Source organism: Streptomyces sp. NPDC104313 (assembly GCF_055583985.1).
In genome coordinates this window covers 306,481-327,133 of record NZ_JBVJMW010000002.1, presented here as the reverse complement: position 1 = coordinate 327,133, position 20,653 = coordinate 306,481, and the positions used below count along the sequence as shown (strand labels likewise).

Sequence of the window (20,653 nt, the reverse complement as noted above, 5' to 3'; positions counted from 1 at the left end):
GGAGCCGGCCCCTGCCTGGGCGCTCGGCGCACGGGTCCGGTGAGCGCAACGCGCGCCCGCCGCCCCGTGCGGACCACGGCTGTCCGGGGGCCCCGGTGACGTGCGGACCACGGCTGTCGGCAACCCCCGGTAACGTGCGGACCATGGCAGCGAAGACGCACCGCACCGCCGTACACCGCACCGCCGCACAACCCGCCGTCCTCTCCGCACGGGCACTGAACCGGGCGACCCTGGACCGTCAGCTCCTGCTGCGCCGATCGACGATGTCCGCGAAGGACGCGGTCGCCCACCTCCTCGGGCTCCAGGCCCAGAACACCAAGCCCCCGTACTTCCAGCTGTACGCCCGGCTGGCGGACTTCGACCCCGAAGAGCTGTCCGCCCTGATGGAGTCCCGCGAGGTGGTCCGGATCGTCACCCTCCGCTCCACTCTCCACACCCATACGGCGGACGACGCGCTCACCCTGCGCCCCCTGGTGCAGGCGGCACGCGAACGGGAGCTGAAGAGCTTCCGGCGCGGGCTCGAGGGGGTGGACCTGGACCGGCTCGCGGCGGTGGCCGGGGAACTGGTCGTGGAGCGCCCGCGCCCGGTGAAGGAGCTGCGGGAGGAACTCCTCTCCCGCTGGCCCGACGCCGACCCCCTCGCGCTCACCGTCGCCGCCCGCTGTCTCCTGCCCCTGGTCCAGGTCACCCCGCGTGGCCTGTGGGGACGTGGCGGTCAGGTCGCCCTGACCACCGTGGAGCACTGGCTGGGCCGGCCCGCCGAACCGGTGCCCGCACCCGACACCACCGTGCTGCGCTACCTGGGCGCGTTCGGCCCCGCCTCGGTGATGGACTTCCAGTCATGGGCGGGACTCACCCGTACGAAGGAGGTCTTCGAACGGCTCAGGCCCCGGCTGCTCACCTTCCGGGACGAAAGAGGCGTCGAGCTCTTCGACCTCCCGGACGCCCCGCGCCCCGACCCCGGCACCCCGGCCCCGCCGCGATTCCTGCCCGAGTTCGACAACCTGCTCCTCGGCCACGCCGACCGCAGCCGGGTGATCCCCGCGGTGAACAAGGGGCGCAACGGGGTGGGCAACCAGTCGTACGGGTCCGTGCTGATCGACGGGTTCTTCGACGCGGTCTGGCGCGTCGAACGCGAGCGGGACACCGCGATCCTGACCGTCCAGCCGCTGCGGAACCTGGTCCGCGACGAGCGTACGGAGATCACCGAGGAGGCGGCGCGGATGCTGACCGCGATGACGGACACGACCGACCACGACGTTCGGTTCGGCACGTTCCTGGACTACGGGGACTGAGACCCCCGAGGCCCGCAGGTCAGGGCAGCAGCCCCGCCCGGCGGGCCGCCACCACGGCCTCCAGCCGCGTGTGCGCCCCCAACTTCCGCATCGCGGAGCGCAGATACCCCTTCACCGTCTCCGGCCGTAGCCCCAGCCGCTCGGCGGCCGACACGTTCGTCGCGCCCGCCGCCACACACGCCACCACGTCCACCTCGCGCGGCGCGAGCCGGACCTCCCGGGCCGCGGGCGCCTTGGCCCCCGCGGCCGAGGCCAGCCGCCCGCAGACATCCAGGAGCTCGTCACGCAGTGCCGGGTCGAGGACCCTCGGGGCCAGTGCGCGCAGTTCGCGGTGGGCCTCGCGCACGTCCTCCCAGACGCCGGGCGCCAAGTCCGGATCGCACACCTGGTCCCGGCCCGCCGCCAGCAACTGCCGCACCTCGTCCCGTACCGCGAGCGACTGCTCCACATCACGCGCCGCCGCCACCATCGCGCCGAACGTCCGGTCGCCGAGCGTCACCGGCGTACGCAGCGCCCCGTAAAGCACACCCCGCACCGCACGCCGTACGACGACGGGTACCGCGACGACCGAGCGCAGCCCCTCCGCCGCCACCGCCGCGTCGTACTCGTGACTGATGTGGCGGGAAGAGGCGTAGTCCGTCACCGCACAGGGCCGGGACAGCGCGATCGCCTTGCCGCCCAGGCCGCTCCCGGCGGAGATGACCAGGCCCCGCAGTGCGCTGGTCTGTGCCCCGTTCAGCTCGGCGATCCGCGCATGGCGCGCGTCGGACAGCAGGCCGCCGAACACCACGGGAAGCCCGCTCGTGCGGCGCAGCCTCAACAGCGCTGCCTGCATCTCGACCGCATCGACCGGTTCCGGCACTCCGACGTCCTCCCACCCGGCCCGTGCCGCTCCCTCGCACCGGGGGAGCGGACCACCCCCGTCCGGGGGTGGTGAGACCTGGGTCACTGTTTACATGATGTCAGCTGACCGGTCCGTAATGAGGAGGACAAATGTCGGCAACCAGCGCTACCGAGACCTTCCGGGCCGCCCGGGACTTCCTGCTGGAACACCGTGAGGACTACGAGCGGGCCTACGCGGGCTTCCGCTGGCCCCGGGCGGACCACTTCAACTGGGCCCTGGACTGGTTCGACGTCATCGCCGAGAACAACGACCGCACCGCCCTGCACATCGTGGAGGAGGACGGCCGGCGCACCCAGGTGTCCTTCGCGGCGATGTCGGAGCGCTCCGACCGGGCCGCCAACTGGCTGAAGGGACAGGGAGTACGGGAGGGCGACCGCGTCCTCGTGATGCTAGGCAACCAGGTCGAGCTGTGGGAGACCGCGCTCGCCGCGATGAAGCTGCGTGCCGTCGTCATCCCCGCCACCCCACTCCTTGGCCCCGCCGACCTGCGCGACCGGGTGGAGCGCGGCCGGGTGCGCCATGTGCTGGTGCGCGACGCGGACACCGCGAAGTTCGACGAGGTCCCCGGGGACTACACCCGGATCGCGGTGGGCGAGGAGGTGGCGGGCTGGCTGCCGTACGCGGGAGTGGCCGAGGCGCCCGCGGCGTTCGCACCGGGCCGGGAGACGGACGCGGACGAGCCACTGATGCTCTACTTCACCTCCGGCACCACCGCCAGCCCCAAGCTGGTCGAACACACCCATGTGTCCTACCCCGTGGGCCACTTGTCGACGATGTACTGGATCGGGCTCAGGCCGGGCGACGTCCATCTGAACATCTCCTCGCCCGGCTGGGCCAAGCACGCCTGGTCGAACCTCTTCGCCCCGTGGACCGCCGAGGCCACCGTCTTCATCTTCAACTACACCCGCTTCGACGCGGGCCGCCTGATGGCCGAGATGGACCGCTCGGGCATCACGAGCTTCTGCGCCCCGCCGACCGTCTGGCGCATGCTGATCCAGGCGGACCTGAGCCGGTTGAAGGTCCCGCCGCGCGAGGTCGTCGCGGCCGGTGAGCCGCTGAACCCGGAGGTGATCGAGACGGTCCGGCGTGAGTGGGGCGTCACCATCCGGGACGGGTTCGGTCAGACGGAGACCGCCGTCCAGGTCGCCAACACCCCCGGCCAGCTCCTCAAGGCCGGCTCCATGGGTCGGCCGAGCCCCGGCTTCACCGTCGAACTGCTCGACCCGGTCAGTGGCCGGCCCGGGGCGACCGAGGGCGAGATCTCCCTCGATCTGGCCGACCGCCCCGTCGGCCTGATGACCGGCTACCACGGCGACCCGGACCGCACCGCCGAGGCGATGGCGGGCGGCTACTACCGCACCGGGGACATCGGCGCACGCGACGCGGACGGCTACATCACCTATGTGGGCCGCGCCGACGACGTGTTCAAGGCCTCCGACTACAAGATCTCCCCGTTCGAGCTGGAGAGCGCCATGCTGGAGCACGAGGCGGTCGCCGAGGCCGCCGTCGTGCCCGCTCCCGACCCGCTCCGTCTCTCCGTCCCGAAGGCGTACGTCGTGCTCGCGGCGGGCTGGGAGCCGGGGCCGGACACCGCGAAGGTCCTCTTCGAGCACTCCCGGGCGGTCCTCGCCCCGTACAAACGCATCCGCAAACTGGAGTTCGCGGACCTGCCCAAGACCGTGTCCGGCAAGATCCGCCGCATCGAGCTGCGCGAACGCACCGCCCTGGGCTCAGGAGCCGAGTTCGACGAGGGGGACCTGAAGTGAGCGAACCGTCCTACGCGCACGGCGTCGGCGACACCGCGCTGCTCGGCGAGACCATCGGCGGCAACCTCGACCGGACGGCCGCGGCGCACGGCGACCGCGAGGCGCTGGTCGACGTGGTCTCGGGCCGACGCTGGACGTACACCGAATTCGTCGCGGACGTCGACGCGTTGGCCCGCTCCCTGATGGCATCGGGGGTGGCGAAGGGCGACCGGGTCGGCATCTGGGCGGTCAACTGCCCGGAGTGGGTGCTCGTCCAGTACGCCACGGCCCGGATCGGTGCCGTCATGGTCACCATCAACCCCGCCTACCGCGCGCACGAGGTGGAGTTCGTCCTCAAGCAGGCCGGCATCTCCCTGCTGGTCGCCTCCCTCTCCCACCGCACCAGCGACTACCGCGCCCTCGTCGAACAGGTCCGCGCCGACTGCCCCGACCTGCGCGCCGTCCACTACATCGGCGACCCGTCCTGGGACGAACTGATGGCCGCCGCGGCCGCCGTCACCCGGGAGCGACTGGCCGCCCGCGAGGCGGAGCTGTCCTGCGACGACCCGGTCAACATCCAGTACACCTCGGGCACCACGGGCTTCCCCAAAGGGGCGACGCTCTCCCACCACAACATCCTCAACAACGGGTACTTCGTCGGGGAGACGATCGCGTACACGGAGGCCGACCGGGTCTGCCTCCCCGTGCCCTTTTATCACTGTTTCGGCATGGTGATGGGGAATCTCGCCAGCACCTCGCACGGCGCCTGCATCGTGATCCCGGGGCCGTCCTTCGAGCCCGCGGCCGTGCTGACCGCCGTCCAGCAGGAGCGCTGCACCTCGCTGTACGGCGTGCCCACCATGTTCATCGCCGAGCTGAACCTGCCGGACTTCGCCGCGTACGACCTCTCCTCGCTGCGCACCGGGATCATGGCCGGTTCCCCCTGCCCGGCCGAGGTGATGAAGCGGGTCGTCGCCGAGATGCACATGGCCGAGGTGTCCATCTGCTACGGGATGACGGAGACGTCCCCGGTCTCCACCCAGACCCGCCGCGACGACGACCTGGACCGCCGCACCGGCACGGTGGGCCGCGTACTGCCGCACATCGAGGTCAAGGTCGTCGACCCGGTCACCGGCGTCACGCTGCCGCGCGGCGGCGTCGGCGAACTGCGCACCCGGGGCTACAGCGTGATGCTCGGCTACTGGGACCAGCCCGAACGCACCGCCGAAGTCGTCGACGCCGGGCGGTGGATGTGCACGGGGGACCTCGCGGTGATGCGCGAGGACGGGTACGTCCAGGTCGTCGGCCGGATCAAGGACGTGATCATCCGGGGCGGCGAGAACGTGTACCCGAGGGAGATCGAGGAGTTCCTGTACGGCCATCCGAAGGTCGCCGACGTCCAGGTGGTCGGGGTGCCGGACGAGCGCTACGGCGAGGAGATCCTCGCCTGCGTCATCCCCCGGGACCCCGCCGACCCACCCACCCTGGCGGAGATCTCCGCGTACTGCCGGGAGCGGCTCGCGCACTACAAGATCCCGCGCGGACTGCGCATCCTGGAGACCTTCCCGATGACGGTGAGCGGAAAGGTCCGCAAGATCGAACTGCGCGAGGCCTACACGGACTGAGCGGGTGTGGTGGAGGGGCGGGGCGCCGGCTCAGGCGGCTTCGATGATGACGGGGTCGCCCCGGGTCGCCGCCGCCCACTCGATGAGCAGTACCTCGTACGTCGCCGTCTCCACCTCGGACCAGTCCTGCCCGGAGGCGTCGACGAGGGCGCGGATGGCCTCGTTGGCATGCTCGGCGGCGGGGGCGGGGCGGTCTGCGGGGAGGGAACTGTCCGGGAGCGAAGCCATGCGCACAGCCTATGCGCCACCACTGACAGCCACGGCTTCCGAAGCGTCCGAGGCCGCCGAAGTATCCCGGATACGCGGGGGATTCACGGTTCCCGGAGCATTCGACGGAGGGGCGCCCGACGGCACGGCATCAGGCATCCGGGCATCCGACGCCACGGCATCCGACGCCACGGCCGACGCCACGGCATCCGACGCCATGGCCGACGCCACGGCATCGGACGGCCGGGCATCCGACGGTCGGGCGGCGGATGCCAGTTCGCGCCGCATACAGACCCGGGGCCAGCGGTCCAGGCCGTGCTGGGCCTCCTCGGCCCGGATCGCGCGCAATCCGTCGGTGAGTTCCCGATCGGTCAGGATCCGGAAGCCGATACGGGCGTAGTACGGGGCGTTCCACGGCACATCGGTGAAGGTGGTCAGGGTGAGTGCCGCCATGCCCCGGGTCGAGGCCAGGGCGGCGAGGTGGGCGATCAGGTCCCGGCCGATGCCCCGGCGGGCGGCGGCGGGGTCGACCGAGACCTGCTCGATGTGCAGGGCGTCGTCGACGGGATCGGCGAGCACATAGCCGAGCGGCCGGTCGCCGGTGGCGGAGAGGGGGTCGCAGGCCACCCAGCAGCGGCCTGCCAGCCGGTAGTCCTCCAGCAGGTCGAGCGGGGGCGGATCGTCGTCGGCCACGAAGGCCATGCCCAGGGCCCGGAACGGTTCCCCTGCGGTGCGCTCGATGTCCTGGAGCAGCGGGAGATCCGAGCGTCTGGCGGAGCGGATACGCATGTACTCAGTGTGCCGCGCCGGACGGCGGACCGGTACGCGGTGGTCGGTTTCAAGATGTCCGGCCGATGGTCCCCGGACCCGTGCTCACCGGACACGCGGTCACCGGAGCCCCACCCTCCCCGGGGCCCTCACGCCCGGCCTGTCAGGCGCCCGTGCTGACCAGCTCTTCCGCGGGGCTGTTCACCGGTTGCGGGGTCCCGGTGAGATCCATGACGAAGAGGGGGAGTCCGACGCCGTCCGCGCGGGCCCGGGCGTCAGGCGCGTATCCCGCGAGCGAGAAGAACACCCCGGTCGCCGATGTGCCCAACGCGTCGAGCCAGAGGGTCTCGACCGCGCGCAGTGCCGTCGGCCGGGTGCTGGAGTCGACCCGTGCGATCAGCCCGTCGGCCCGCAGGTCGATCCCGGAGGCCGGGCCCGCCCCGGGCCGGCCGACGTCGCGGAAGCCCAGCCAGGTCAGATAGAGGCCCGCCGCGCCCACCGCGTCGTGGCCCGTGCGGATCGCCATCGGCCGGAACGCCGGGCGCGGGTGCGCGGCGGTGCGCGGGAGGGGGATGTGGGCGGGGGTGACCGGCGGTGCCGGGGCCGGTGCGGCGGTCACCGGGCGCACCGGAATCCGCAGGACGGTCCCGCACGGGCAGGACAGCTCGGGCTGGGGCCACTGGTTCTCCCGGGCGCAGTACGGACAACGGACGGTGACCCACATGTCGTTCCAGCTGCGGTGGGTGACCTGGACCGCCGGGGCGTCCCGCAGCAGCGGTGGGGCGGTGTGCGTCCCGCACGGGCAGGGGTAGGCCGGTGTGCTGTAGGCGTGGTCCCGGCCGCAGACAGGGCACCGTACCGGCACGGACTCCACGATTGTCTCCCTCCGGCACGGTTGCGCGGCCGACTGCGCTCCGTGCCTCCCTCGTCACTCCATCGTCCACCAAGAGCAAGGCTCTGGGGAGGGGATTGGCGGACTTCGCCGGGGCGGGCGACCGTCCGCGCCCTTGACGGGGGTCACTCCCCGTTTTAGATTGCTTCCGTATAGCAGAATTCAATTTCCGTAATGCGGAATTGGTGCTCTCAGGTGGCGCGACAGAGCCCGACTCCACCGATCCCGAGCAGGAGCACTCAATGCCTCGTATGACCGCTGCCCGAGCGGCAGTTGAGATCCTCAAGCGCGAAGGCGTCAGCAACGCGTTCGGTGTGCCGGGTGCGGCGATCAACCCCTTCTACGCGGCCCTCAAGGCCTCCGGTGGGGTGCGGCACACCCTGGCCCGGCACGTCGAGGGCGCCTCCCACATGGCCGAGGGCTACACCCGGGCCAAGGCCGGCAACATCGGCGTCTGCATCGGCACGTCGGGTCCGGCGGGCACCGACATGATCACCGGTCTGTACTCCGCCATCGCCGACTCCATCCCGATCCTGTGCATCACCGGCCAGGCCCCGACCGCCGTCCTGCACAAGGAGGACTTCCAGGCCGTCGACATCGCGTCGATCGCGGGACCGGTCACCAAGGCGGCGACGACCGTCCTGGAGGCCGCGCAGGTCCCCGGCGTCTTCCAGCAGGCCTTCCACCTGATGCGCACCGGCCGCCCCGGCCCGGTCCTCATCGACCTGCCGATCGATGTCCAGCTCACCGAGATCGAGTTCGACCCCGAGCTGTACGAGCCCTTCCCGGTCCACAAGCCCGCGGCCTCCCGCAAGCAGATCGAGCGGGCGATCCGGATGCTGAACGCCTCGGAGCGCCCGCTGCTCGTCGCGGGCGGCGGCATCATCAACGCCGACGCCTGCGAACTCCTCGTGGAGTTCGCCGAGCTGACCGGTGTCCCGGTCATCCCGACCCTGATGGGCTGGGGCATCCTCCCCGACGGCCATGAGCTGAACGCCGGCATGGTCGGTCTCCAGACCTCGCACCGCTACGGCAACGCCAACTTCCTGGAGTCCGACTTCGTCCTCGGCATCGGCAACCGCTGGGCCAACCGCCACACCGGCAAGCTGGACGTCTACACCCGGGGCCGCACCTTCGTCCACGTGGACATCGAGCCCACCCAGCTCGGCAGGATCTTCGCCCCGGACCTCGGCATCGCCTCCGACGCCAAGGCCGCGCTGACGCTCTTCGTCGAGGTGGCGCGCGAGCTGAAGGCCGCGGGCGGGCTGAAGGACCGCTCGGCCTGGGCCGCCTCCACACAGGAGCGCAAGGCGACCCTCCAGCGGCGGACCCACTTCGACAACGTCCCGCTCAAGCCGCAGCGCGTGTACGAGGAGATGAACCGGGCGTTCGGCCCCGAGACCCGTTACGTCACCACGATCGGGCTCTCGCAGATCGCCGGCGCGCAGCTGCTGCACGTCTACAGGCCGCGCCACTGGATCAACTGCGGCCAGGCGGGCCCCCTCGGCTGGACGATCCCGGCCGCGCTGGGCGTCGCCACCGCGGACCCGGAGGGCACGGTCGTCGCACTCTCCGGCGACTACGACTTCCAGTTCATGCTGGAGGAGCTGGCCGTCGGCGCGCAGCACCGCATCCCGTACGTCCACGTCCTGGTGAACAACTCCTACCTGGGGCTCATCCGTCAGGCGCAGCGCAACTTCGACATCGACTTCCAGGTCAACCTGGAGTTCGAGAACCTCAACTCCCCGGAGCTGGGCGTCTACGGCGTCGACCACGTCAAGGTCGTCGAGGGGCTCGGCTGCAAGGCGATCCGGGTCACCGAGCCGGACCAGCTGCTGCCGGCCTTCGAGGAGGCGAAGAAGCTCGCCGCGGAGTTCCGGGTGCCGGTGGTCGTCGAGGCGATCCTGGAGCGGGTCACGAACATCGCGATGAGCGGGAGTGACATCGCGTCGGTCAACGAGTTCGAGGACATCGCCACGGATCCGTCCCACGCGCCCACCGCGATCCGCCTCCTGGCGGCGTCCTGACGCACCCGCGCACAGCGACCGGCCCTCGCCCCGGATTCCTCTCCGGGGCGGGGGCCAGTCGCTGTGATGGGCCCCTTCTGTCCTCGCCGAAGACGTTCTCAGCCGCCGGACGGGCTGAACTCCGGGCACCCGTCAGGGCGTGGGTACGCGCAAGGGCGCGGAGTGCGGGACCGTATCCGTACTCCGCGCCCTCGTTGAGGGGGTGACAGGGACCGCGGCGGCGGCGATCGGCCCGGGGAGGGCGTCTCCTTCAGGTCAGGAGACGGTCCCCGGGTCCTTCACCACCGCACTGGCATCGCTCGACCGCCGCGGCCTCGTCGTCCTGCCCGTGCCGCGCGGCACCCCTCATCCGGGTGCGCGGTACGGGCAGGGTCCAGGGGGAGGCTCAGTCCTCGCGCAGGGTGCGGACGGCCGCCTCGACGCGCTTGCCGTAGTCGGCGTCGGCGGCGTGGAAGTGGGCGAGGTTCTTCTCGATCACGTCGTCACGGGTGACCTGCGAGAGGCCTCCGGCGATGTTCGCGACCAGGCGGACCTTCTCGTCCTGCGACATGAGCCGGAAGAGTTCGCCCGCCTGGAAGAAGTCGTCGTCCTTGGCGTGGGCGGGCGCCTCGTGCGTGCCCGTCCAGCCGTGGATCGCCAGCGGGGCGGCGAGCGCCGCGTCGGTCTGCGCCGGACCGGCGTACGAGTTGGGCTCGTAGTTCTTGTCGTGGCGTGAGCCGTTGCGGGTCGCGTGGACGCCGTCGCGGCCGTAGTTGTCGACGACGACTGTCCTCGGGGCGTTCACCGGCAGCTGGGTGTGGTTGACGCCCAGGCGGTAGCGGTGCGCGTCCGCGTAGGCGAACAGCCGGCCCTGGAGCATCCTGTCCGGGGACGGGCCGATGCCGGGCACGAAGTTGTTCGGGGAGAAGGCGGCCTGCTCGACCTCGGCGAAGACGTTGTCCGGGTTACGGTTCAGGACGAGGCGGCCGACCCGCCGGAGCGGGTAGTCGCTGTGCGGCCACACCTTGGTGAGGTCGAACGGGTTGAACCGGTAGTCGGCGGCGTCGGCGGCCGGCATCACCTGGACGTGCAGCGTCCAGGAGGGGTTGACGCCGCGCTCGATGGCCTGGAGCAGGTCCGTCTGGTGCGAGTTGGCGTCCTTGCCGACGAGCTCGGCGGCCTGGTCGGCGGAGAGGGACCGTACGCCCTGGTCCGTCTTGAAGTGGTACTTGACGAAGAAGGCCTCGCCCTCGGCGTTCGTCCACCGGTAGGTGTGCGAGCCGTAGCCGTTCATGTGACGGTAGGAGGCGGGGATGCCGCGGTCGCCCATCAGCCAGGTGATCTGGTGCGTCGCCTCGGGGGTGTGCGCCCAGAAGTCCCAGACGTTGTCCGGCTCCTGCCTACCCGTGAACGGGTCGCGCTTCTGCGAGTGGATGAAGTCGGGGAACTTGATCGGGTCCTTGATGAAGAACACCGGGGTGTTGTTCCCGACCAGGTCGTAATTGCCCTCGTCCGTATAGAACTTGAGGGCGAAGCCGCGCGGGTCGCGGACCGCGTCCGCACCGCCGAGCGAGTCGGCGACGGTCGAGAAACGGAGGAACGTCTCGGTGCGCTTGCCCACCCCGGAGAGGAAGCCGGCGCTGGTGAAGCCCGTGACGTCGTCGGTGACCTCGAAGTAGCCGTACGCGCCGGAACCGCGGGCGTGCACCACGCGCTCCGGAATGCGCTCACGGTTGAAGCGGGCGAGCTTCTCCAGGAGGTGCTGGTCCTGGAGGAGGATCGGTCCACCGGCACCGGCGGTGGCGGAGTTCTGGTTGTCGGCGACCGGGGCGCCTGACTCGGTCGTGAGCACACGCTTAGCCATGTGGCGGGATGACCTTTCGGACGAGCTGCTGACGGCTTGAGGAGCGTAGATTCGCCGGGAAGAAGCGTCAACAGTTTGTTGAAATCGAAGGGTGTGGTTCCGGGCCGCGGCAGCGCCTGGGCGCGACAGGACAGGTGTCAGCGCCACCGCGGCCCGGAGATCAGGGGCTCCTTGCGGAGCGAGGGGGTCAGACCTGGGAGCCGGACAGCCGCTCGACCGAGCGCAGCAGTGCGGAGTGGTCCAGGCCGCCGTCACCCTGGGCGCGCAGCGAGGCGACCAGTTGGGCGACCACGCTGCCGACGGGCAGGGCCGCGCCGACGTCGCGGGCGGCGTCCGTGACGATGCCCATGTCCTTGTGGTGCAGGTCGATCCGGAAGCCGGGGGTGAAGTCCCGCTTCAGGAAGTTGTCCTTCTTGCGGGTCAGTACCGTCGAGCCGGCCAGGCCGCCGTTGAGGACGTCCAGCGCGGCGGCGAGGTCGACGCCGGACTTCTCCAGGAAGACCACGGCCTCGGCGCAGGCCTGGATGTTGACCGCGACGATCAGCTGGTTGGCCGCCTTCACCGTCTGGCCGGAGCCGTGCGGACCACAGAGCACGATGGTCCTCCCGAGCGCGTCCAGCAGCGGCTTCGCGGCGTCGAAGTCCGCCCGCTCGCCGCCGGCCATGATGGACAGGACCGCCTCGATGGCGCCGGCCTCGCCGCCGGAGACCGGCGCGTCCAGGACCCGGATGCCCTTCTCGGCGGCGTTCTTGGCGAGGTCCACGGAGGTCCCCGGGGTGATGGAGGACATGTCCACCAGCAGCGCGCCGCGTCGGGCGTTCTCCAGGATGCCGTCGGGGCCGTAGGCGATGGCCTCGACCTGCGGGGAGGCGGGCACCATCGTGATGACGACGTCCGCGTCCCTGACCGCGTCCGCGATCGAGGAGGCGCCCTTGCCGCCGGCCGCGACCAGCCGGTCGACCTTGTCCTGCTCCAGGGTGTATCCGGTGACGTCGTAACCGGCCTTGACCAGGTTCTCGGACATGGGGGAGCCCATGATGCCGAGGCCGATCCACGCAACCTTGGGGAGGGTGCTGCTCATGAGGGTGCCTTCCTGGGAAACGTTTGTACGTAAGGGGGTTGGGGCTCGACCGGAGGTCGGCCCGGCCCGCCCGAGGCCGGTCAGCGGGCGGCTCGGGCCGACGCCGGGAGCCAGTCGAGGGATTCGGCGCTCGGCCGGTCGCCCGGCTTGTACTCCAGTCCGACCCGGCCCGCGTATCCGGCGTCCTTCAGCTCGTCCAGGAGTCGCTCCAGCGGCAGCGAGCCGGTGCCCGGCGCGCCGCGTCCCGGGGTGTCGGCGATCTGGACGTGGCCGGTCTTCGCGGCGTACGCCTTGATCACCTGGCTCAGGTCCTCGCCGTTCATCGAGAGGTGGTACAGGTCCAGCAGGAACTTGGCGTTCCCGAGGCCCGTCGCCGCGTTGACCTTGTCGACGACCTCGATCGCGGCCGGTGCGCTGACCAGTGGATAGAGCGGCGACTCCGGCTTGTTGAGGGTCTCGACGAGGAGGATCGCCCCGACCCGGTCCGCCGCGTGGGCGGCCAGCACCAGGTTCTCCAGGGCGAGCGCGTCCTGCGCCACCGGGTCCTCGCCCTCGACACGGTTGCCGTACAGCGCGTTGAGCGCCGCGCAGCCGACCGAGGCGGCGAAGTCGGCCGTCACCTCGATGTTGGCCCGGAAGCGGTCCGACTCCGTACCGGGCACGGAGAGCGCGCCGCGGTCGGGGCCGGGCAGCTGTCCGGCGTAGAAGTTCAGCCCCACCAGCTGGGTGCCGGCGTCGTCGAGCGCCTTCTTGAGGGCGTCGAGCTCCGCTTGCGGCGGGGTGGGTGTCTCGATCCAGGGCCACCACAGCTCGACCGCTGTGAAGCCCGCCGCGGCGGCTGCCGCGGGACGCTCCAGGAGAGGGAGTTCCGTGAAGAGGATCGAAAGGTTCACATCGAAGCGCTGGTCCGGGTATCCCATGAGGATGTCGACGCTCCTTCCGTATTGCGGAAGTTAGTTTCTGCTTATCGGAAGATTGCCCGGAGGGTTGCGAGGCTGTCAAGGGGGTGCCGGAAAACTCGCCCCGGTCGGCGGTGCGCGGAATCGGTGGCACGGGCGCCTCCGGGCGTCCGCGACGACCCGTGGGTCGCACGGGGCCTCCCCGCGCCCTCGACCTCGTGGCCAGGAGGTTCGTCCTTTCTCCGTGCCCCGACGGCTCCCCGGCCGGTGCGGGCGCCCCTTCCCGGCACCGGTCGCGGTCTGTGTCCTGCCGCTCCCGCGGGCCCGGCGGTCGGGGTCCCGAGCGCACCGGAGCGGGGTCCCGGCCAGCGCTGAGCGGGGCCCCGTCCAGCGGTTACAGTCGTGGCCGAGCCGTGGGAGCCCGCACCCGGGGCGAGGACATCTTGGAGGCACAGTGCGCTTGAGGGTGGAATTCACCACCGAGCCGTTCGATCTCGACGAGGCGCCCACCCATGCGGTGGTCGCCCGCGAGGTGATCCAGGGCGCCGGGCTCGACGCCGTGGACGTCGGACCTTTCGGCAACACCGCGGAAGGGGGCGCGGACGAGGTGCTCACCGCCGTGGACTCCCTGCTGCGACGGGCCCTGGCCTCGGGCGCCACCCGCGTCTCGCTCCAGGTGAACGTGGTCGAGGGGGACGCACCGTGACCGAACCCGTCGATCGCGAACCGGCGACGGCCGATGATCTCGCGGCAACGGTCGATCACCCTCTCGTGTCCGCGGTGAAGCCGCTGGTCGACGCGATGGGCGCGGAGCTGCTGAGCCCGGATCGGGCCCAGCCGGACGATGTCGTGCTCGCCTGGGAGGGGCGGAACGTCATAGCCGTGCGCCTTCCGCAGCTCTCCGACTCGCTCGACCACATCCTCGCCGCGATGGAACGACGGCACGGGATGCCGCTCGCCGGGCTGGACCGCAAGACCAAGCAGAGCGTGGTCCGGACGCTGGAGGCGCGCGGTGCCTTCTCCGTACGGCACGGAGTGGAGACGGTGGCGGGCGCGCTGGGCGTCTCCCGGTTCACTGTGTACAACTACCTGAACCGGGAACATGCTTCCAAGGGTGAGTAGTTGGCCGAACCCGCCGAACAAACAGGCAAGCCGCCGTCCGTATGCCGGGACGGCGGCTTTCTTCGTTCGCGAGATTTCAACAAAGTGTTGACGTCGTGTTGTGGAGGGCGTTAGCTATCCGCAGCCCGAACAAAGCACAGCGAAAAACAGCCACGGAGGCTCCCGTGACTTCGAGCTCCACACCGGGCCTCACCCGGTTCAACACCCTGACGGACGGTGCGGCCACTCCCGCACTGCACGAGGTGTGTGCCAGTGCGACCTGGGGAAGCACCATCCTCGCCGGGCGCCCGTACGCCACCGAAGAAGCCCTGCTCTCCGCGAGCGACGCCACCATCGCGCAGCTCACCCCGGAGGACCTGGCCGAGGCCATGGCGGGCCACCCGCCGATCGGCCGCCCGATCCCCGGCGACCCGGCTTCCTCCCGCGAACAGCGGGGGATGACCGGCGCCTCCGAGGAGCTCAAGGCCGAGATGCTCGAACTGAACCTGGCCTACCAGGAGCGGTTCGGACACGTCTTCCTGATCTGCGCCACCGGCGCCACCGGTGAGCAGATGCGCGACGCGGTGAAGTCCCGGACCGGGAACCCGCCCGAGCGGGAGCAGGAGATCGTGCGCACCGAACTGGGCAGGATCAACCGCATCCGGCTGACCCGTCTCGTGACGGAGACCCTCGCGGAGGGCGCTCCCGCACGGGACTCCTGAGATCTAGGAGAGTGACGGTCTTGAGTACCGACACGACCGCGACGGTGTCCACCCACATCCTGGACACCAGCATCGGCCGCCCCGCCGCGTCCGTCGCCGTCTCGCTCGCCGCCCGAGGCGGAAGGGACGCGCCGTACGTGACACTCGGAGCGTCCGCGACCGATGCGGACGGGCGCTGCGAGGGCCTCCCGGCGCTGCCGGAGGGCACCACCCATGTGCGTCTCGACTTCGACACCGAGACGTACTTCTCCAAGAAGCAAGCCGAGGCGCAGCAGGACGCCCCCCGCGTAAGGGACAGCGGCGCGTTCTTCCCGGAGGTGACCATCGCGTTCGCGGTCGCCCCGGGCGAGCACTATCACGTACCGCTGCTGCTCAACCCGTTCGGCTACTCCGTTTACCGAGGGAGCTAGCACCGACATGCCCACGATTCTCGGCCAGAACCAATACGGCAAAGCAGAGAACCGCGTCGTCAAGATCGTGCGGGAGGGCGACACCCATCACATCAAGGACCTGAACGTCTCGGTCGCCCTCTCCGGCGACATGGACGACGTCCACTACTCCGGCTCCAACGCCAACGTCCTGCCGACCGACACCACCAAGAACACGGTGTTCGCGTTCGCCAAGGAGCACGGGATCCAGTCCGCCGAGCAGTTCGGCATCCACCTCGCCCGGCACTTCGTCTCCACGCAGGAGCCGATCCACCGCGCCCGGATCCGGATCGAGGAGTACAGCTGGGAGCGCATCGCGACCTCCGACGGCAACTCCAGGTTCATCGGCGCCGACGAGGTCAAGCACTCCTTCGTCCGCAAGGGCCAGGAGACCCGCGTCTCCCAGATCACCTACGACGGCGACAACTGGGAGGTCATCTCGGGCCTCAAGGACCTGACCGTGATGAACTCGACCAGCTCCGAGTTCTGGGGCTACGTCAAGGACAAGTACACGACGCTCAAGGAGGCGTACGACCGCATCCTGGCGACGGACGTCTCGGCCCGCTGGCGCTACAACTGGACCAGCGACGAGCAGCCCATGCCGAACTGGGAGAAGTCCTACGAGCAGGCGCGCAAGCACATGCTCCACGCCTTCGCCGAGACGTACTCCCTCTCGCTCCAGCAGACCTTGTACCAGATGGGCTCGCGCATCATCAACAGCCGGAGCGAGATCGACGAGATCCGCTTCTCGTTGCCGAACAACCACCACTTCCTGGTGGACCTCGAACCGTTCGGGCTGAAGAACGATACCGCCGACGGGGCTGTCTACTTCGCGGCGGACCGTCCCTACGGTCTGATCGAGGCCACCGTGCTCCGGGACGGCGTCGAGCCGAAGATCCCGGTCGACATGACCAACCTCTGACGCGGCACTGAACCGGCCTCCGCCCGCCCACCGACGGGCGGGGGTCGGTCATCCCGGAGGGAACACCCATGGCACAGCCTGCAACGGGGCCGGCAGAAGGCCCAGGCAAGAGCTCGACGATCACCGCTGCTGACACGGCAGTTCACCCGGTCGACGAGAGGCTTCCGCCCGCGCGGCCCGTCCCCGCCGCGCTCCAGCACGTGGCCGCCATGTACGCGGGCGTCGTCCCACCCGCGCCGATCATCGGCCAGGCCGTCGGCCTGGACACCGCCGGCATGCCCCGGCCCATCGTGGCGAGCCTCCCCAGCGGCGGACTCGCCACCATCCCGCAGACCACCGGTCTCGGCCATTTCGCCGGCGACCGGCCTCCTTTCGTCGACGCCGCCCCCTCCGCCGGAATCGCGCCGATGCTCGCCATCGCCGAGACCGGCGCACCCGGCCGCCAACTCCCCACGATCCACCGGGCGGTGATCGTCGCCGGAGGTCTCTGCCTGACCGCCGGCCCCTTCTCCGGCAGACTGCCGCGCTTCTTCCCGCCGCTCGTCACCGGCGTGGTCACCCGACGGCCGCACCATCACCCGCGGACCGCGGACCGCGGACCGCGCACCGACGGCATCGCGCCCCTCCTCGGCCCGGTCCTCGGCTCCTTTCCCACCAGCGCCTTCGCCCAGAACGTCCACGTCGTCTCCCGAGGTACGCGGCCGGTACGTCGTCGCCGGCGTCATCCCGCTCGCCGCGCCCACCTTCTACGCCGGATTCCCGGCCTGGGCGCCGACCGCCCTCGGCTCCGGGATCAGCGCGGGAGCACTGGTCGCGGTCGTGCTCCATCTGTTCTTCCACCATCTCGGCACCCACAGCCGCACGGCTGTGGCACTCAAATCCTCCTGGGGTCCTGCCGTGCCCGCATCGCCAGAGAAAGAAGAAGGAAGCACCATGGCAGCTTCGGCAGACCCTCAGCGCATCATCATCGAGAACTGTTCGATCGCCACCGTCGACGCCCACGACACGGAGTACGCGTCCGGGCACATCGTCGTCGCGGACAACCGCATCGAATCCGTCGGCGCCGGCAAGGCGCCCCAGGGTCTCGCCGGAGTCGTCCGGCGCATCGACGCCACCGGGCACCTCGCGACACCCGGCCTGGTCAACACCCACCACCACTTCTACCAGTGGATCACCCGGGGCCTGGCCACCGACCACAACCTCTTCAACTGGCTGGTCGCCCTCTACCCGACCTGGGCGCGCATCGACGAGCCGATGGTCCGCGCCGCCGCGCAGGGCTCGCTCGCCATGATGGCCCGCGGCGGCGTCACCACCGCCATGGACCACCACTACGTCTACCCCCGGGGCTCCGGCGACCTCTCCGGCGCGATCATCGGCGCCGCCCGCGACATGGGCGTACGGTTCACCCTCGCCCGGGGCTCCATGGACCGCGGCGAGAAGGACGGCGGCCTGCCCCCGGACTTCGCCGTCGAGACCCTGGAGGGCGCGCTCGCCGCCACCGAGGCGACCATCGACGCCCACCACGACGCGTCCTTCGACGCCATGACCCAGGTCGCCGTCGCGCCCTGCTCGCCGTTCTCCGTCTCCACCGAACTGATGCGTCAGGGTGCCGAGTCGGCCCGCCGCAAGGGCGTACGGCTGCACACCCACGGCTCGGAGACCGTCGAGGAGGAGCAGTTCTGCAAGGAGCTGTTCGGGATGGGCCCGACCGACTACTTCGAGTCCACCGGCTGGCTCGGCGGCGATGTGTGGATGGCCCACTGCGTCCACATGAACGACTCCGACATCGCCGCCTTCGCCCGTACGGGAACGGGCGTCACCCACTGCCCGTCCTCCAACGCCCGCCTCGCCGCGGGCATCGCCCGGGTCCCCGACATGCTCGCCGCCGGCGTCCCCGTCGGCCTCGGCGTGGACGGCACCGCCTCCAACGAGTCCGGCGAACTCCACACCGAGCTGCGCAACGCCCTGCTCATCAATCGCCTCGGCGCCCACCGCGAGTCCGCCCTGAACGCCCGTCAGGCCCTGCGCCTCGGGACCTTCGGCGGAGCCCAAGTGCTCGGCCGCGCCGATCAGATCGGCTCCCTGGAGGCAGGCAAGCTCGCCGACCTCGTCCTGTGGAAGCTGGACACCCTGGCCCACTCCTCGATCGCCGACCCGGTGACCGCGCTCATCTTCGGCGCGGCCGCTCCGGTGACCCTCTCCCTCGTCGACGGCAAGCCGGTCGTCGAGGGCAACCACCTCGCCACGGTGGACGAGGAAGCGATCGCCCGCGTCACCCGCGACGAGGCCCGCCGCCTCGCGCGGATCGCCGCCGGAGCCTGATTCCGAGCGGTACCCCGCCGGAGTCCGACTCCGCGCGGCATGCCCGCCGGAGCCCGACTCCGCGCGACATCCCCGACCGGCCGGTCGAGGGGGACGGCCCGAGACCGGCCGCCGTGGACCCGAGCGGGGTCCACGGCAGCCGGTCCGGCGGACGCGCGCATGGTGCGCGCCCGCCGGACCGGTGATGAACGCTGCCCGCACACACCCCCAGCGCGAGCCCACCCGCCCCCCTCCTGCCCGACCTGCATCGCCTGCCCCACCCGCACCACCTGAGAGAGCCGCACCACCGCACCACTTACGCATCACCTCCCTGAACCCCACGTCGCCGACGACGTGTAACCGACCGGAGGAACCGCCGTGGCCGCCAAGCCCAGGTTTCGCAAAGACGCAGATGCCGCCGCCCCCGACACGACGGCCGACAACGCCGCAGATACGGGAGACGACCGGAAACACCCGGTCGACGAAACCCTTCCCCCACTGAAGATGTTCACCAGCGGACTCCAGCACGTGGCCGCCATGTACGCGGGCGTGGTGGCCCCGCCGCTCATCGTGGGGCCGGCCGTCGGCCTCACCGCCAAGGAGACCGCCTTCCTGATGGGGGCGAGCCTGTTCACCGCGGGCATCGCCACCCTGCTCCAGACCATCGGCTTCTGGAAGGTCGGCGCCCGACTGCCCTTCGTCAACGGCGTCTCGTTCGCCGGGGTCGCCCCGATGATCGCGATAGGCAAGGACCGGGGACACGACGGGATAGCCGTCATATTCGGGGCGATCATCGTCGCGAGCATCCTCGGATTCGTCCTGGCCCCGTACTTCTGCAAACTGGTGCGCTTCTTCCCGCCCGTCGTCACCGGCACCGTGATCACCCTGATCGGCGTCTCGCTCCTCCCGGTCGCCTTCAACTGGTCCCAGGGCGGCAACGCCGCGGCCGACGACTACGGTTCGATGATCAACATCACCATGGCCGCCGTGACCCTGGTCATCGTGCTGGCCCTGCGTAAACTCCTGCGCGGCTTCCTCCAGCAGATCGCGATCCTGCTCGGCCTGGTCATCGGCACGCTCATCGCCGTCCCGGCCGGCATCACCGACTTCGGCGCCATCAAGGAGGCCGACGTGGTCGGCTTCCCGACGCCGTTCGCCTTCGGCGCTCCGCAGTTCGAGATCGCCGCCATCATCTCCCTGTGCATCGTGATGCTGGTCTGCATGACCGAGTCCACCGCGGACATGCTGGCCCTCGGCAGGATCGTCGGCCGCCCGGCCGACGAGAAGATCATCGAGGGCGGCCTGCGCGCCGACACCCTCGGCAGCGCCATCAGCCCGATCTTCAACGGGTTCATGTGCAGCGCCTTCGCCCAGAACGTCGGCCTCGTCGCCATGACGAGGATCCGCAGCCGCTTTGTTGTCGCGGCGGGCGGCGGCATCCTCATCGTGCTCGGCCTGGTCCCCGTCGCGGCCTCCGTCATCGCCCTCGTACCGCTGCCGGTGCTCGGCGGCGCGGGCATCGTCCTGTTCGGCACGGTCGCGGCCAGCGGCATCCAGACCCTGGCCACCGCCGCCCTGGAGAAGGGCGAGAACGCCCTCATCGTGGCGGCGGCCATCGGCATCGGCCTGATCCCGATCGCGGCGCCGCGGTTCTACCACGCCTTCCCGGAGAGCCTGCTGGTCGTCCTCGACTCGGGCATCTCCACCGGCTGCGTGGTGGCGATCGTGCTGAACCTCGCCTTCAACCACTTCGGCCGCAAGTCCGACACGGCGGACGAGGAGCAGACGCCGGGAGCGCACGTGGTGCCGGCCGCCGCCGGGGTCGGAGTCCACTGACCCGGGCCGGCCGGGCCGGGCCCCTGGAGTCGGTCGGCGCCGGTCGCCTGTAGCGTC

Annotated in this window: 17 protein-coding genes and 2 pseudogenes; 12 read left to right on the top strand and 7 right to left on the bottom strand. The window is 70.7% G+C overall.

What is annotated here, in order from left to right:
- Positions 1 to 143: 143 nt before the first annotated feature.
- Positions 144 to 1,295, top strand: coding sequence for a winged helix DNA-binding domain-containing protein (locus ACZ60Q_RS05400; protein WP_469628721.1), 1,152 nt, complete (start codon positions 144 to 146; stop codon positions 1,293 to 1,295).
- A gap of 19 nt (positions 1,296 to 1,314) precedes the next feature.
- Here ACZ60Q_RS05400 and ACZ60Q_RS05395 read toward each other — a convergent pair whose 3' ends face one another.
- Positions 1,315 to 2,157: a response regulator transcription factor gene (locus tag ACZ60Q_RS05395; protein WP_469628718.1), complete on the bottom strand. Its 843-nt coding sequence runs from the start codon at positions 2,155 to 2,157 to the stop codon at positions 1,315 to 1,317.
- Between the two features lie 131 nt (positions 2,158 to 2,288).
- Between ACZ60Q_RS05395 and ACZ60Q_RS05390 the strand changes: the two genes are divergently transcribed.
- Both ACZ60Q_RS05390 and ACZ60Q_RS05385 read left to right on the top strand, forming a co-directional pair.
- Positions 2,289 to 3,965, top strand: coding sequence for an AMP-binding protein (locus tag ACZ60Q_RS05390; protein ID WP_469628716.1), 1,677 nt, complete (start codon positions 2,289 to 2,291; stop codon positions 3,963 to 3,965).
- On the top strand, positions 3,962 to 5,569 hold the full coding sequence (locus ACZ60Q_RS05385; protein WP_469628713.1) for an AMP-binding protein: 1,608 nt from the start codon (positions 3,962 to 3,964) through the stop codon (positions 5,567 to 5,569). Before ACZ60Q_RS05390 ends, ACZ60Q_RS05385 begins: the two co-directional genes overlap by 4 nt.
- Before the next feature lie 30 nt (positions 5,570 to 5,599).
- On the opposite strand, the gene ACZ60Q_RS05380 is transcribed toward ACZ60Q_RS05385, so the two are convergent.
- From ACZ60Q_RS05380 to ACZ60Q_RS05370, 3 genes and pseudogenes are all read right to left on the bottom strand, one after another.
- A complete protein-coding gene (locus ACZ60Q_RS05380; RefSeq protein WP_469628711.1) occupies positions 5,600 to 5,797 on the bottom strand; it encodes a hypothetical protein in 198 nt (65 codons plus the stop codon).
- Positions 5,798 to 5,947: 150 nt separating this feature from the next.
- A pseudogene (locus tag ACZ60Q_RS05375) lies at positions 5,948 to 6,565 on the bottom strand (GNAT family N-acetyltransferase); the annotation flags it as partial.
- A 142-nt stretch (positions 6,566 to 6,707) separates the two neighbouring features.
- On the bottom strand, positions 6,708 to 7,418 hold the full coding sequence (locus ACZ60Q_RS05370) for a hypothetical protein (protein ID WP_469628709.1): 711 nt from the start codon (positions 7,416 to 7,418) through the stop codon (positions 6,708 to 6,710).
- A 260-nt stretch (positions 7,419 to 7,678) separates the two neighbouring features.
- Between ACZ60Q_RS05370 and gcl the strand changes: the two genes are divergently transcribed.
- Positions 7,679 to 9,463, top strand: coding sequence for a glyoxylate carboligase (gene gcl, locus ACZ60Q_RS05365; RefSeq protein ID WP_469628706.1), 1,785 nt, complete (start codon positions 7,679 to 7,681; stop codon positions 9,461 to 9,463).
- A gap of 385 nt (positions 9,464 to 9,848) precedes the next feature.
- Here gcl and ACZ60Q_RS05360 read toward each other — a convergent pair whose 3' ends face one another.
- The 3 genes from ACZ60Q_RS05360 to ACZ60Q_RS05350 form a co-directional block, all read right to left on the bottom strand.
- Positions 9,849 to 11,306, bottom strand: a complete 1,458-nt coding sequence (locus ACZ60Q_RS05360) for a catalase (RefSeq protein ID WP_469628703.1) — start codon at positions 11,304 to 11,306, stop codon at positions 9,849 to 9,851.
- Positions 11,307 to 11,493: 187 nt separating this feature from the next.
- Positions 11,494 to 12,387, bottom strand: a complete 894-nt coding sequence (locus tag ACZ60Q_RS05355) for a 2-hydroxy-3-oxopropionate reductase (RefSeq protein WP_469628700.1) — start codon at positions 12,385 to 12,387, stop codon at positions 11,494 to 11,496.
- Between the two features lie 80 nt (positions 12,388 to 12,467).
- Complete coding sequence (locus ACZ60Q_RS05350) at positions 12,468 to 13,307, bottom strand: TIM barrel protein (RefSeq protein ID WP_469628697.1); 840 nt, start codon at positions 13,305 to 13,307, stop codon at positions 12,468 to 12,470.
- A 433-nt stretch (positions 13,308 to 13,740) separates the two neighbouring features.
- Between ACZ60Q_RS05350 and ACZ60Q_RS05345 the strand changes: the two genes are divergently transcribed.
- The 8 genes and pseudogenes from ACZ60Q_RS05345 (at position 13,741) to ACZ60Q_RS05310 (ending at position 20,596) form a co-directional block, all read left to right on the top strand.
- Positions 13,741 to 13,992 (top strand): YkoF family thiamine-binding protein, encoded by a 252-nt coding sequence (locus ACZ60Q_RS05345; RefSeq protein WP_097867580.1) that lies wholly within the window; start codon positions 13,741 to 13,743, stop codon positions 13,990 to 13,992.
- 95 nt (positions 13,993 to 14,087) lie between these two features.
- Positions 14,088 to 14,408: a helix-turn-helix domain-containing protein gene (locus ACZ60Q_RS05340; protein WP_469629523.1), complete on the top strand. Its 321-nt coding sequence runs from the start codon at positions 14,088 to 14,090 to the stop codon at positions 14,406 to 14,408.
- Between the two features lie 164 nt (positions 14,409 to 14,572).
- Positions 14,573 to 15,109, top strand: a complete 537-nt coding sequence (gene uraD / locus ACZ60Q_RS05335; RefSeq protein WP_469628693.1) for a 2-oxo-4-hydroxy-4-carboxy-5-ureidoimidazoline decarboxylase — start codon at positions 14,573 to 14,575, stop codon at positions 15,107 to 15,109.
- Between the two features lie 20 nt (positions 15,110 to 15,129).
- The gene (gene uraH, locus ACZ60Q_RS05330; RefSeq protein ID WP_469628691.1) at positions 15,130 to 15,519 is read left to right on the top strand and encodes a hydroxyisourate hydrolase; all 390 of its coding nucleotides are present in this window, start codon (positions 15,130 to 15,132) and stop codon (positions 15,517 to 15,519) included.
- 7 nt (positions 15,520 to 15,526) lie between these two features.
- On the top strand, positions 15,527 to 16,459 hold the full coding sequence (gene pucL, locus ACZ60Q_RS05325) for a factor-independent urate hydroxylase (RefSeq protein ID WP_469628688.1): 933 nt from the start codon (positions 15,527 to 15,529) through the stop codon (positions 16,457 to 16,459).
- A gap of 68 nt (positions 16,460 to 16,527) precedes the next feature.
- Positions 16,528 to 17,344, top strand: a pseudogene (locus ACZ60Q_RS05320) (solute carrier family 23 protein); the annotation flags it as partial.
- Positions 17,345 to 17,392: 48 nt separating this feature from the next.
- A complete protein-coding gene (locus ACZ60Q_RS05315) occupies positions 17,393 to 18,781 on the top strand; it encodes an 8-oxoguanine deaminase (RefSeq protein ID WP_469629521.1) in 1,389 nt (462 codons plus the stop codon).
- Positions 18,782 to 19,138: 357 nt separating this feature from the next.
- A complete protein-coding gene (locus tag ACZ60Q_RS05310) occupies positions 19,139 to 20,596 on the top strand; it encodes a nucleobase:cation symporter-2 family protein (RefSeq protein ID WP_469628685.1) in 1,458 nt (485 codons plus the stop codon).
- Positions 20,597 to 20,653: the final 57 nt, after the last annotated feature.